The organism is Burkholderia sp. MBR-1 (assembly GCF_013822785.1).
GTDB classification, from domain to species: Bacteria; Pseudomonadota; Gammaproteobacteria; order Burkholderiales; family Burkholderiaceae; genus Burkholderia; species Burkholderia vietnamiensis.
Genome location: NZ_CP053611.1, coordinates 901,221 through 913,667 on the forward strand (window position 1 = coordinate 901,221; position 12,447 = coordinate 913,667).

Consider the following 12,447-nt stretch of genomic DNA (forward strand, 5'->3'; position numbering starts at 1 on the left):
GTCAATTCTTGATCCGATTCACTTTGTCGACCCAGCGCTTCATGCTCTGGTCGATTTGCGTCAGAGCCAGCTCGAATGCCGGTCGCCCGCGCCGATAAGGATCGATAACATCGATCTGTTCGAATTCGCCAAGCCGGAATACACGCCCTTTCGCGAACGGATAGCCGGCTTCGATTCTTTTGCGCTGGCTCTGCGTCATCGTGAGAATCAGGTCGGCCGATCGCATGTGTTCGAGATTCAGATCGACGGCAATGTGCTGTCCAAGGTCGATGCCGCGCTCGGCCATCAATTCGACGGCGAGCGGATCGGCACGCCGGCCCGCGAGCGCCGAACATCCCGCGGATCTGATCCGGGCCGCCGGCAATGCGCGCGCCAGCAACGCCTCCGCCATCGGGCTGCGGCAGATGTTGCCTTCACACACAACCAGGATGGTGTCGATCATTTGGTCAGCACCGCGCCGGTCAGACCTGCGTTGATCGCGGGCAGCAACAGGCTCAGTACGCGGCTGAAACGCACGAGCGCGTTGCCGTCCACATACACGACGTCCTTTGGCTGCAGCTCGAACTGGTTTGCCAGCACCATCGAAACCGGCGAGTGAGCGTTCAGATGAAAAACCTGCGGCTTCGCTTCCGACGCACCGCGTATCACGTACAGCTGCGCGGCATCGGCACTCGCGCTATTCACGCTACCGGCCTGCGAGAGTGCATCGCTCAACGTCAGGCGTCCGTTCCGCAACGGCAATGCCGTAATAGGCTTGCTGACTTCACCCATCACGAACGCGCCGTTGTCCTCGCGCGAAACGACGCGCAGCAGATCGCCGTTCCGAAGCAGGATCTTCGAAGGATTGACGTTGCGGTCGAGCATCCGCGTGAGGTCGATACGGTACGACTTGCCATTTCGCACGACGACCATCCGGCTCTGATCGGCCGTCGGGCTGAATCCGCCCGCGCGGTTGATCGCCTCGTTCAACGTCATCGGGACATCGTTGACCGGGATGACGCCCGGTGTATGCACTTCCCCGTCCACATACACCTGCTTTGCACGAAACGAGGAAACGCGCACCGTAACCTGGGGCTTCACGAACACCCGTTGCAACGCGGCCTGAACGACACGTTGCGCCTGGTCGATACGCATACCGGCGACATGGACGCTGCCGGCATACGGTATTTGCACGTTGCCGTTGTCGTCGATGACGAACCCCTGTACAGGGTCGTACGGCCGCGAATTCGTCGAAGTCTGCGTACCCTGCGCAGCTGCAAGTTCCGGGTGGTCCCAGACGGTGATCTGCAATACGTCGCCCACGCCGAGCGTGTACGGCTCCGGTTTGCCTACCAGGTCGTTGAGCTGCGATTCGCCGAGCCGCTGCGCTGCCTCACGCATCTCCTGAATCAACGCCATGTTGATATCGGTGATCGGAATCTGCAGGTTCTGCTGCGAAGTACTTTCATCGCCGCCTGTAACCGGCAATGTCGCTTGTGACGACATGCGCATGCCCGGCGCCACCGAGCATGCCGACAGTGCCGCGCTCATCGCCGCGCCGATCACGATTCGTGTGCCAAGACGGCGGATTTCCGTCGCCCTGGCCTCGCGCCGATCCAAAATACATCTCATCTCGTGTTCCCCGGTTTATGTTTAGAGATGCGACAAATCACGACTTCCACCACCGCTCAATAAGCATTCGCATTGACCAACCCCTTCGCCACCGTCGCCAACACGATCCGCATATCCAGCGCGAACGACCAGTTCCGCAGGTAATAAAGGTCGTACTCCACCCGCTTCTGCATCTTCTCGAGCCGATCGGTTTCCCCGCGATACCCGTTCACCTGTGCCCATCCGGTGATGCCGGGCTTGATCCGATAGCGATGGATGTAGCCGTCGACGACCTTCTGATACAGCCGGTCGTGCTCGATCGCGTGCGGCCGCGGCCCGACCACCGACATCTCGCCGCGCAGCACGTTGAGGAATTGCGGCAACTCGTCGAGACTGGTCTTTCTGAGGAAGCGCCCCACCCGCGTGATGCGCGAATCGGTCTTCGTCGCCTGCGTGACCACGCCGGCCTGCTCGACGTGCACGCGCATCGTCCTGAACTTGAGGATCTGGAACTCTCGTCCATCGGCCCCCTTGCGGTACTGCTTGAAGAACACCGGCCCGCGCGACGACAACTTCACCGCGATCGCGATCACGACCATCACCGGCAGCAGCCCGATCAATGCAACGGCTGCGAACAGGCGATCGAACAGTTCCTTCTTCCACATCGCGTGGCGCGGCATCGGCGATGCCACGAGATTGATCGCCGGCGCACCCATGAGGTCGACCATCTCGCCGTCGAACAGCGCGACGCTGCGCACGTCGGGAATGAAACGGATGTTCACCAGGTCGTCGCCGAACGCATTGACGAACCGCAGGATCGTCGCCTCCTCCGACAAGGGCAGCGCCAGCCAGATTTCCTGCACACCGGTCTCGCGCACGAACTTCGCGAACTCGTCGAGCTCCGTGAATACCGGCACTCGAGGCGAAACACCCGCGACGACCGGCTGCAGATCGAACACCGCAGCCGGGCGAAACCCGCTCGCCGGCGACTCCTCGATGTTGCGAATCACCTGCTGGCAATGCTGCGCATGCCCCACCACGGCAACACGACGCAGGTTGATGCCCGCGTGGCGGACGCTGCGCAGGAACAGATGCGTGCCGATGCGCGACGCGATCAACGCACTCCCGGTCATCGCGGTCCAGTAGACGAACCACAACCGCGAGATCACGTCCGATCGATGCAGCGAGAACATCAGCACGATGCCGCACGCCTGCACGGCGAACCACGCGAGCGAGATCTTTCCGCTCAGCCTGAGCATCGAGCGCCCACGCCACGATTCATACACGCCGAACGCCGGAAACAGCACGAGTGCAAAGGCGATCGAGAACGTCACCAGCGCGCTGTCGAAGTGCGATTCAGAAACCGTCTGATAGCGAAATTGCGACGCCAGCAACGAGCCGGCGACGATCACCGCGATATCGACGAGTCGAGCCATCATTCCTTGCAGACCGAACATTTCAATCTCCCGTCTGATGTCAACGAATACAGCCGAATCGGCGCATCACGCACGCCCATACGTGTCATCGAACCGCACGATGTCGTCTTCGCCGAGATACGATCCCGATTGCACTTCGATGAGCTCGAGCGGCAACTTGCCCGGGTTCTCGAGCCGATGCGTCACGCCCAGCGGAATGAAGGTCGACTGGTTCTCGCCGAGCATGAATTGCTCGTCTCCGCGCGTGACGAGCGCAGTCCCGCTCACGACGATCCAGTGTTCTGCGCGGTGATGGTGGAGTTGGAGCGACAGCCGGCCGCCGGGATGCACGACGATGCGCTTGACCTGGAAGCGCGCGCCGTGATCGATCGAGTCGTAGTAGCCCCACGGGCGCCGCACCTTGCGGTGCGCGTCGGCCTCCGGCGCCTGCTGCGCGCGAATGCGACTCACGAGGCCTTTCACATCCTGCACACGCGAGCGATCCGCCACCAGCACGGCGTCAGCCGTTTCGACGACCACCGCATTGGTCACGCCTACGCATGCGACGAGTCGCCCTTCCGAATGAACGAAGCTCGACGTCGCGCCCTCGAATACGACCTTGCCGCGACCGACGTTGCCGTCGGCGTCCTTGTCGAGCGCCTCCCACACGGCGTCCCACGAGCCTAGATCCGACCAGCCCGCATCGAGCGGCACGACCACGCCCTCGGCCCCGACCGCCGTCGACGCCAGGCGCTCCATCACGGCATAGTCGATCGAATCCGCCGGCGACTGCAGGAACGCGTCCTCATGCGGGCGAAAGAACGGGCCGTCGGTCTTACCTTGCACGTACGCAGTGAGGCAGGCCGCGTGCATGTCCGGCTGCAGCGCACGCAACGTGTCGAGCCACACGCTCGCACGCACGACGAAGATCCCGCTGTTCCACCAGTACGTACGCGACTCGACATACTGCGCGGCGAGTTCGGCAGCCGGTTTCTCGACGAATCGCTCGATGCGATGCGCGCCGCCGTCGAGCGCTTCGCCGAGCTTGATGTAGCCGAAACCGGTATCCGGACGCGTGGGCGGCACGCCCAGCGTCGCAATCGCACCGCGCCGTGCATGCTCGACCGCCAATGCGATCGCACGGTGAAACGCCGGAGTATCGGCAATGGCGTGATCGGCCGGCATCGCGACGACGATCGCGTCCTGGCCATCGGCATGCGCCACGGCTGCGGCGAGCGTCAGTGCAGGTGCCGTATCGCGTCGCGCCGGTTCGACGACGATGCTTGCGGCGAGCCCGCTCGCACGAAGCTGCTCCGCCGTGACGAAGCGGTGTTCATCGCCGCATACGACGATCGGCGCCGACACTTCGCTCTCGCCAGCTGTAAAGCCGGTCATGCGCTGAACCGTCGCCTGCAGCAGCGAGTCGGCACCCAGCACGCCGATCAGCTGTTTCGGATATTGCTCGCGCGACATGGGCCACAAGCGCGACCCCGATCCACCCGCGAGAATGACCGGCGCGACTCGAACCTTCGCCCGCACTGCGTCGCCGCGGTCGGGATCGACCGATCCCGTTTCGTCGTGTGCTGTCTCGGTGAATGCCGACATGATCTGCACTCCTATTCTCTCAGGGCAATGATTCGATTCGAAAATCCGAGAAGATGTGCGCCGTCCCGTCGCCGCGGCACATCCCGTGTTTGCTAAATCGGTCGCACGTCCTCGTTCGAGCGGGCCTGCAACCGATATTGCGAAGGCGTCACATCCAGGTGCCGCCGGAAAATCTTCGCCAGGCGATCACCGTTTCCCCACCCGCATTGCCGAGCGATCGTGCCGATCGGCATGTCGGTCTCCATCAGCAGCTGCACCGTGCGCTCCAGGCGCACCTGCAGCAGAAACTCGGACGGTGTCGTTCCGATCTCCTGCTTGAAATGCCGCAGGAAGTTCCGTTCGCTCATTGCCGCAACCCGCACCGCGTCGCTAACCGATATCGACCGATCGCAGTTCCTGCGCAACCAGTCCGCTGCCGCCCGTACCCGCTCGACGGGCGCACCGTGGCGCGCGTCGTCATGCTCCGCCGTAACCAGCGCGTCGTTCAGCGCGAGCCGCGACGCGATCGCTCGTACCGCATCGCCGCCGAGATCGCGCTCGACCAGAGACAACGCGGCGCGAGCCGGCCCGTAACCGTCGTAATCGACGACGACTGAATCGGCCGCGTGCGCACCGCTTCGCGCGGCGTCGATCAACATCCTGCCTTCGCTGATGGTCTCGACCATGCCGGCCTTCGGCACGACGACCCTCAGCCAGTCGATCACCCGCGCGTCACGCGCAGCGCGCCGCGCACCTTCTCCACCTGCAACGAATACCGCGTCGAAGGTATCGGCCAACGCCGCATCGCACGCAAACGTGCGTACGCTGACGGCCGACGACCACACGATGTTTCCACCTCGCGACGAATAGAACCGAACGTCATACAGCGGAAGCGAGGCCGCTTGAGGCGCATAGATCTCATTGGCTGCCTCGAACACCTCGCATACCGCAGCCGCTGCAAGCAACGAGAATCCCTCGAATACGACAACGCCGATTTCCCGACTCTTGCGCGACCGTCTCCCTCCAACATCTCCTTCCGCTTCATCTACCGAATGAGCGACATTCGTGTGCGTCATGGCGTACTCTCGAACATCCCTTCCAATCGACTTCGGTCCGGCTCGGTAATTTGACTCCGTTGCGATGCATCATACCGACGGCGCCGAGTGGCGTTTAAACGCTGGCCGATCAGAACAAACAGTCGTCGGATTAGCCTGCGGGAATTCCCTGATCGGCCAGAAATTGGCGTTTTCTGACTACCGTGTAGCAGCGAAATGAAGCACGTGTGCTGGAGAAAGATGCATGACGAGCGAGATGCGGGAATCGCCGCTTCCGAATGCGTCGAATCGAGTAGCACTGCGATGTGACGACAGCACGCGCCAACGCGCACTTCACGCACCGCTTCGCAGGTTCCCCATCGATCCAGGCCATATGCGAATGCGATGCGGCTCACGGCGACGGGATGGTCCGATGCCTTCACATCGATGTGGCAAACGCATGCGATTCGACGGCAACATGCAATCGGTGTCACTCGTGCATGTGCCGCATCGATACGGCGTATTCGGCCATGCGTACGGCCGCGGCCGCAGTAGGCAGATTCCGCCAGGCAACCGAACACCGCGTTTGGTCTCGCGTGCCCGTGCTGTCGCATATGAGCGGCGTCGCGCGCATCACTTACCGCTTCAACGAGCGTTTATGTGAGCGCTATGCCGGCGATGAGGGCCGCGACACCGATCGGCAGCGCGAACACGGCCGAGAGCGCCATTCTCTTCAATACGCGAGCGCGCGCCACTTCACGCGAACCACGGGCCCGCCGCGGCCGAAACTCGAGCAGCAGCATCGCACGTCCATGTCGGGCACCGGCCCACAGGCCAGATGTCACGCTGAACACGAGGTAGACCAGAATCCACATGAAGCAGATTCTCGAGAAGATCAGGAGAGCGACGTTCATATCCGCAATGCCAAGTTATCGGTGAAGTCGCGCAACTCAACCGATGCGCGATTCGCTGCTGCTAGCGTACATTGCGGTGCAACATGCCGCACATGACATTCTTCCCCTCGATTCCGCCATTGACGATCGCGTTTGACGTAGATGAAGGTTAGTGAGCGCGCCAGCCGTTTTTTGCGCGGTCGTGCGTGAATGCCGTGCTACGCGACGGACGCGTCGAGCGCAGCGCACGGTGCCGTCGGGTTCGGCAAGAGTGAGGTTCTGGAGATTGGCGCTTGCTGCATCGCCGCCTTCGATAGAGGCGGCACGCATCATCGCGTGGCGTCGGCGAGTCGAGCGGCGGCAAAGACATGCGCCGCACCTGCAGCTCGACCCGTGCTGAATAAAAAGACCTGCGCGCGCGACGCGCGCAGGTGAAGTTCCGAGGAGGTTCCGGGGTGAACGCGTCTCCTCGAAAGGCCAGACCAAAGACTAGCGCCGAAACGATCGTTCGGAATCGAGATGGCGGCTGCCGCCACGATCATGGCCGAATGCAATTGTGTCGATGCGCGCCGCACGCTCGACGCCAACGACATCGCGATAACGCGCCGATTTGCGAGCGCCAATTGGCGGAATGCTTCGAGGTTTTGACCGACGAGCGCGATCATGCCGGGCAATGATGATGAACACCGTCGGCGACAACTCCGCGGCATTGTGGGTCTACGAAATCGGCACACCGATTCACAGACCGACGCAAACGCCATCGCGATCCGACGCCGGCACATTCCCACAAACTTCATGGAGCCTCTCCGCCATGTTGCCGCTCGATACCTTCTTGCGCATCGTCGACGCAACGCCGCTCGTTGCGATCGACCTGATCATCTCGAACGAGGACGGCGCATACCTGCTCGGCCATCGCACCAACCGTCCCGCTCAGGGCTTCTGGTTCGTGCCTGGCGGACGCATTCACAAGAACGAACGCCTCGACGATGCATTTCGACGGATTGCGCGCGATGAACTCGGATGCAGCGATCTCGAGCGCGCCGACGCGGAGCTGGTCGGCATCTACGATCATCTCTATGAAGACAACTTCGGCGGTGCACCGGACATCACGACACATTACGTCGTGATGGGATACAAGCTGCGCGGCAATCTGAACCTCGTATCGCTTCCGAACGCGCAGCACACCGCGTACCGATGGGCGACTGCCGACGAGATTGCCGCCGACCGGTCGATCCATCCGAACACGCAGGCCTACTTCGCGCCCGCGCGCTGAACACCGCCCCGAGCCACGCGTGCGCACATTCCCGAATCGGCCAGCAAGACGCCGGCCATCACACCCACGGCGAATGCGACGCTGCGTTTCAGCGGCGGAACGTGCCGTTGCGCCATTCGACGCCGTCCGCGGACGCGATCATGCGGTCCCGAGCGGCCGCGCGATACTCGGTCGGCGACATCGACAGATGCTGTCGGAACAGCTTCGCGAGACGGTCTCCGCTGCCGAGACCGACACGGCGCGCGACCTTGTCGGCCGGCAAGTCGGTTTCGACCAGCATGCAGCATGCCTTCTCGAGCCGCACTCGCAGCACGAACTCGGTGGGCGTCACGCCGATCTCGTTCTTGAAGCGCCGCAGAAAATTCCGCTCGCTCATCGCCGCCGCCTGAGCGGCATTGGCGATCGAGATGCGATTTGCGCTGTTCGCGCGCAGATGAAGCGCGGCAGCACGAATCAATTCGCTGGCGCGCGCCTCCTGCGCGCCGAACAACACGCTCGCGAACTTGCGGCTCGCGCCCGGCATCATGCAGGCGACGATTTCCTGCGCGATCTCGTAGCCGGCATCGCGCACGACGATCGACAACGCAGCGGCGAACATGCCCTCGTCGCCATCGCTGCTCTGCTCGGCTTCGCCCGGATTGCACACCGCCAACGACGCCTGCAGCGCGGGCGGCACGGTCTCGGGAGTCTTCTGGTTCAACCGGATCGCGCTCAGCATTTCGACGCCGGCGCCGTCCCCCTTGACCACGCGCGCACGCTGATGCGCATGATGCAGCCAGCCGATGAACGGCTCGTCGAGCCCGTTCACCCGCCCCTGCCCGCCCAGCACGAACATCGCTTGCACGCTGCTCGTATCGAGCGGACGCGGCGCGTCGGTCCAGATCTGCACGCCCGACGACGAGCGCACGGCGCCGCCATGACTCGAGTGAAGCCGCAATTCATAACGGTCCTCAAACGACGCATTGACGCGCTCGAGCCGATTGGCGAGTTCGAATACTGCAGCCAGCCTGCCCATTTGCATAATGGAAAAACCGTCGAGCAACAGAATGATTACGCTGTCACGTCGACGACCGATAGTTCGACCCCGATCCCCGCTCACTCGCGACCCCGTTGTAATTACATTCGGCACTGTCAGCATCATCTCGGCCCTTTAACAATTTTTTGCATTTTCTGCAGCGCATCATATGCGGCAAATACGCCGCCGTTCCGTCAGTGTCCGATCTCGCCTCATTGTTGACGGAATCAATCAAGACGGCGATCCGTTACCAATTATTTGTTGGTAATCAAGAAAATCAATCACGCCGACCGCCGCGGAATTGACCTCCCTTGATCCAGGTCATTGCCTTAATATTTTTGCAATGTATCGCGCCGCTGTATGGAATGCGTGCGTTGCGGGCGTTGTTCGTGTGCCGTTGCGGCTGCGGGGCCCAAATGGATATGGCGCGGCGGCGCCGATGGTATCGCGAGTTCACGTCATTGAAGCGGTGCTCGGCATTAGCAGCCGCAACGGATCTCACGAGCCATTCACCGGTGATCAAACGTATCTACCGGCAGTACATCGCAGGGCAATATGCCTGTCGATTTTAACGTTTGCGCAGAATGTGGAATCCCGCACAATTGGTTCTAGAACACTTATTCGCCGGCCGTCGCATGTCGTCCTGGCAACGCTTTAATATCCAGTAACACGCCGTAATTAAAAGTGACAGCGGGAACTCGCGCTTTTTGCGGGTTGCCCGCCGTGACAAGCAGATCGTGTCCGACACGCAAGTGGGCACCGTCGCGCAGTGGTCCGGGGCCGCACACGCCCGCCGACTGCCTGCGGAATGTGTCAGGCGCGTGACGAGCAACGCGCCCTGCAACGCCACCGGACTCCGCCAGGCCCCAACGCCACCGCAGCTCGCGCCGTATGCGAACGAGACGGAACAATCCGTACCGGATCACCGATAGTTAGAACAACGGATGTTGCACGATTGCCAGCGCCACGCACATTCGATGTCGAGCGCCATACCTCACCGCGCGATTTCGGCAAATAGCCCGGATCGCTGTCGGATAAGACATGGGCCGTATCGCTCGTTGCATGCCTCGCCGAATCGGATCCGGATTCGCGCTACTCATGTCAATTCGCCAACGCGAGAGTTTCGCGATGTTGACGAACGATCGCTTTCTCGGCGCCTGTATTGCACACAATCACGCCGATCTTGCCCACGTGACTGCATAAATTTATTGGCACACCCGCGGGTGGCCGGAGTGCACCGTACGGCGAATCAGTTTCCATCACATGGTGACAATTCAGGCGCATAAAGAACGCGGCTTCAATCCGACAGGACACCATCGACATACTGCACGACGAGAAAGCATCGCACAACCGTTCCATAAGAATAAGATTCAGCTCGCGCAGCGGCAATAATCCCGTACAGTATTTCTGTTTATCAATCGATGCTAAAAATGGTTTGAAACTCTCAGCACTCGGCGTCGGCGGTGAGCTTTGAACACCGCATGGAAAGCGAAAACGATCGATCTACCGTCACACACGAAACTAAGAATCCCATAATAATCCGCCAAATTTCACCGTCCGATCTAGACAAGACTTTGTCCGAATACACCTTATTAGATCCATTGCCTTCTCGAAAATAGATCAAATAAAACGGCGCCCAGTATCGTAATCCGCTCGATATCAATCAACAGCATCGCAAATCGCCCTCGCCCCACATGTCCGGGACATACCGATCCCCGTTTCTTTTCCACGACACATCGCACCCCTGAATTTCCGCACAAAAATATCTCGATGTACGCTGCACTGCACTATTCGAACGCAAACACGCACACAAAGCGGAGAGACCATGAAACAAGCAACTTTTCCGATCCTGACGATCGCGTCGTTGATGGTGGCCGGTGCAGCGCACGCGCAGACGAGCGTCACGCTGTACGGCACGATCGACACCTCGTTGACGTACGTGAATCACGCCGACGGCAGCAAGAATCTCTGGGCGCTCGGCAACAGCAGCGCGGGCAACCTGTCGGGCAGCCGCTGGGGTCTGAAGGGCTCGGAGGACCTCGGTGGCGGCCTCTCGGCGATCTTCCAGCTCGAGAACGGCTTCAATCCGAGCACCGGCGGTCTCGGCCAGGGCAGCCGCATGTTCGGCCGTCAGGCCTACGTCGGCGTCGCCAGCAATCAGTACGGTTCGCTCACGCTCGGCCGCCAGTACGATCCGCTGATCGATCTCGTCCAGCCGATCACTGCCGACAACTACTTCGGCAGCGCGTTCGCGACCGCCGGCGACGTCGACAACTACGACAACAGCTTCCGCGTCGACAACGCGATCAAGTACACGTCGCCGGTGTTCGCCGGCCTCCAGTTCGCGGCGATGTATTCGCTGGGCGGTGTCGCGGGCAGCACCGGCTCGAAGCAGTCGTATTCGGCAGGCGTGTCGTACACCAACGGTCCGCTGAGTCTCGCCGGCGGATACTTCTACGCGGCGAACGCGAACCCGTCCGCGGGCACGCGCACGACATGGTCGAGCACGTCGGACGGCACGTTCGACGGCGCGATCAACACGGGTTATCAGAGCGCGCATTCGATCGGCATCGCGCGCGTGGCGGGCCAGTACGTGTTCGGCGCATTCACGGTGGGGGCCGGCTACAGCAATTCGCAGTACCGACGCGACGGCGCCTCGGTGTTCGCGAGCAACGAGCACTACAACACCGCGCAAGGATTCCTGAACTATCAGGCGTCGCCGGCGCTGCTGGTCGGCGTGGGCTACAGCTTCACGAAGTCGGGCGGCGACACCGCGGCGAACTATCACCAGGCATCGCTCGGCGCCGACTACAACCTGTCGAAACGTACGGACGTCTACATGACGGCCGCGTATCAGCATGCCAGCGGCACGACCGCCGACGGAGCCGGCGGCTCGATGGCGGCAGAGGCTTCGATCGGGTCATACGGCTACAACGGCACGAAGTCCCAGACCATGGTCAATCTGGGACTCCGTCACCGGTTCTGATCGCCGTCGCGGGCAGCCGGCCGCGTCGGCGCCCGCAGTCTCACTGCGCGTGCAGCGATATCTCGACGCGCCGGTTGCGCGCGCGCCCTTCTTGCATATCGTTCGACGCGACCGGGTTCGCTGGCCCGTGCGCCGCGGCCGCGAACGCGTCGGCCTGCAGTCCATGCTCGCGCAAGTACGCCGCGACGGCGTCGGCGCGACGCTTCGACAACGCCTGGTTATGCGCGGCCGAGCCGGTCGAGTCGGTATAGCCGTCCACGTCCACGCGGGCGAAATGCATGTCGCGATGATGGTTCAGCAACGCGCCGAGCGCGGCGCGTGCGGCCGGCGTCAGAACGGCCGAGTCGGTTGCGAAATAGGCGTCTCCGGTGAGCGTGACCTTCTCGGCCGGCGCCGGTGCAGTACGGCGTCGTCGAATCGACCACGCGCACGGGTTCGCTGCCGCACATGCGCGTCGCGACCTTCATGCAGGTCTTCTCGCTCGACAGGAAGCCGTGGCAATCGACACGGAACGTCTTGATGCCGTCCCGCGACTGCCGTTCATAGGCGTTGAACGTAGGCCCCGACGCGGTTCACGTAAAGCTCCGCAAATGCGAGGGGCGCGGCCGCATGCGCGTGCGATGGTGTTCGGGGTGCGACGCGGCATGCGTCGGCCGT

The 12,447-nt window shown here is 62.0% G+C and carries 10 protein-coding genes and 1 pseudogene; 2 read left to right on the plus strand and 9 right to left on the minus strand.

Annotation, left to right across the window (positions count from 1 at the left end; genetic code table 11):
• Position 1: 1 nt before the first annotated feature.
• The 7 genes from MBR110_RS28420 to MBR110_RS28450 form a co-directional block, all read right to left on the minus strand.
• A complete protein-coding gene (locus tag MBR110_RS28420; protein WP_011880580.1) occupies positions 2 to 442 on the minus strand; it encodes a low molecular weight protein-tyrosine-phosphatase in 441 nt (146 codons plus the stop codon).
• Positions 439 to 1,611: a polysaccharide biosynthesis/export family protein gene (locus tag MBR110_RS28425; RefSeq protein ID WP_080938793.1), complete on the minus strand. Its 1,173-nt coding sequence runs from the start codon at positions 1,609 to 1,611 to the stop codon at positions 439 to 441. The genes MBR110_RS28420 and MBR110_RS28425 overlap by 4 nt, the downstream gene beginning before the upstream one ends.
• A 56-nt stretch (positions 1,612 to 1,667) precedes the next feature.
• Entirely contained in the window at positions 1,668 to 3,047 is a 1,380-nt protein-coding gene (locus MBR110_RS28430; RefSeq protein ID WP_011880582.1) for an undecaprenyl-phosphate glucose phosphotransferase, read from the minus strand.
• Positions 3,048 to 3,092: 45 nt separating this feature from the next.
• Positions 3,093 to 4,610, minus strand: a complete 1,518-nt coding sequence (locus MBR110_RS28435; protein WP_175658124.1) for a mannose-1-phosphate guanylyltransferase/mannose-6-phosphate isomerase — start codon at positions 4,608 to 4,610, stop codon at positions 3,093 to 3,095.
• A 92-nt stretch (positions 4,611 to 4,702) separates the two neighbouring features.
• Positions 4,703 to 5,665 carry a GlxA family transcriptional regulator gene (locus tag MBR110_RS28440; RefSeq protein WP_059895250.1) on the minus strand — a complete coding sequence of 321 codons (963 nt, stop codon included), beginning with the start codon at positions 5,663 to 5,665 and terminating at the stop codon, positions 4,703 to 4,705.
• A 614-nt stretch (positions 5,666 to 6,279) separates the two neighbouring features.
• Complete coding sequence (locus tag MBR110_RS28445; RefSeq protein WP_060081981.1) at positions 6,280 to 6,537, minus strand: hypothetical protein; 258 nt, start codon at positions 6,535 to 6,537, stop codon at positions 6,280 to 6,282.
• A gap of 308 nt (positions 6,538 to 6,845) precedes the next feature.
• A complete protein-coding gene (locus MBR110_RS28450; protein ID WP_124260117.1) occupies positions 6,846 to 7,181 on the minus strand; it encodes a hypothetical protein in 336 nt (111 codons plus the stop codon).
• 146 nt (positions 7,182 to 7,327) lie between these two features.
• On the opposite strand from MBR110_RS28450, the gene MBR110_RS28455 reads away from it, so the two are divergent.
• Positions 7,328 to 7,789, plus strand: coding sequence for a GDP-mannose mannosyl hydrolase (locus MBR110_RS28455; RefSeq protein WP_011880588.1), 462 nt, complete (start codon positions 7,328 to 7,330; stop codon positions 7,787 to 7,789).
• A gap of 88 nt (positions 7,790 to 7,877) precedes the next feature.
• On the opposite strand, the gene MBR110_RS28460 is transcribed toward MBR110_RS28455, so the two are convergent.
• Positions 7,878 to 8,930, minus strand: a complete 1,053-nt coding sequence (locus tag MBR110_RS28460) for a GlxA family transcriptional regulator (RefSeq protein ID WP_011880589.1) — start codon at positions 8,928 to 8,930, stop codon at positions 7,878 to 7,880.
• A gap of 1,699 nt (positions 8,931 to 10,629) precedes the next feature.
• On the opposite strand from MBR110_RS28460, the gene MBR110_RS28465 reads away from it, so the two are divergent.
• The gene (locus tag MBR110_RS28465) at positions 10,630 to 11,790 is read left to right on the plus strand and encodes a porin (protein WP_011880592.1); all 1,161 of its coding nucleotides are present in this window, start codon (positions 10,630 to 10,632) and stop codon (positions 11,788 to 11,790) included.
• Between the two features lie 40 nt (positions 11,791 to 11,830).
• Here the strand turns inward: MBR110_RS28465 and MBR110_RS28470 are convergent.
• Positions 11,831 to 12,362, minus strand: a pseudogene (locus MBR110_RS28470) (OmpA family protein); the annotation flags it as partial.
• Positions 12,363 to 12,447: the final 85 nt, after the last annotated feature.

Excerpts from the sequence above, each read along its gene's own strand:
- MBR110_RS28420 (WP_011880580.1), bottom strand. The coding sequence starts at position 442 with ATGATCGACACCATCCTGGTTGTGTGTGAAGGCAACATCTGCCGCAGC.
- MBR110_RS28425 (WP_080938793.1), bottom strand. The coding sequence starts at position 1,611 with ATGAGATGTATTTTGGATCGGCGCGAGGCCAGGGCGACGGAAATCCGC.
- MBR110_RS28430 (WP_011880582.1), bottom strand. The coding sequence starts at position 3,047 with ATGTTCGGTCTGCAAGGAATGATGGCTCGACTCGTCGATATCGCGGTG.
- MBR110_RS28435 (WP_175658124.1), bottom strand. The coding sequence starts at position 4,610 with ATGTCGGCATTCACCGAGACAGCACACGACGAAACGGGATCGGTCGAT.
- MBR110_RS28440 (WP_059895250.1), bottom strand. The coding sequence starts at position 5,665 with ATGACGCACACGAATGTCGCTCATTCGGTAGATGAAGCGGAAGGAGAT.
- MBR110_RS28445 (WP_060081981.1), bottom strand. The coding sequence starts at position 6,537 with ATGAACGTCGCTCTCCTGATCTTCTCGAGAATCTGCTTCATGTGGATT.
- MBR110_RS28450 (WP_124260117.1), bottom strand. The coding sequence starts at position 7,181 with ATGATCGCGCTCGTCGGTCAAAACCTCGAAGCATTCCGCCAATTGGCG.
- MBR110_RS28455 (WP_011880588.1), top strand. The coding sequence starts at position 7,328 with ATGTTGCCGCTCGATACCTTCTTGCGCATCGTCGACGCAACGCCGCTC.
- MBR110_RS28460 (WP_011880589.1), bottom strand. The coding sequence starts at position 8,930 with ATGATGCTGACAGTGCCGAATGTAATTACAACGGGGTCGCGAGTGAGC.
- MBR110_RS28465 (WP_011880592.1), top strand. The coding sequence starts at position 10,630 with ATGAAACAAGCAACTTTTCCGATCCTGACGATCGCGTCGTTGATGGTG.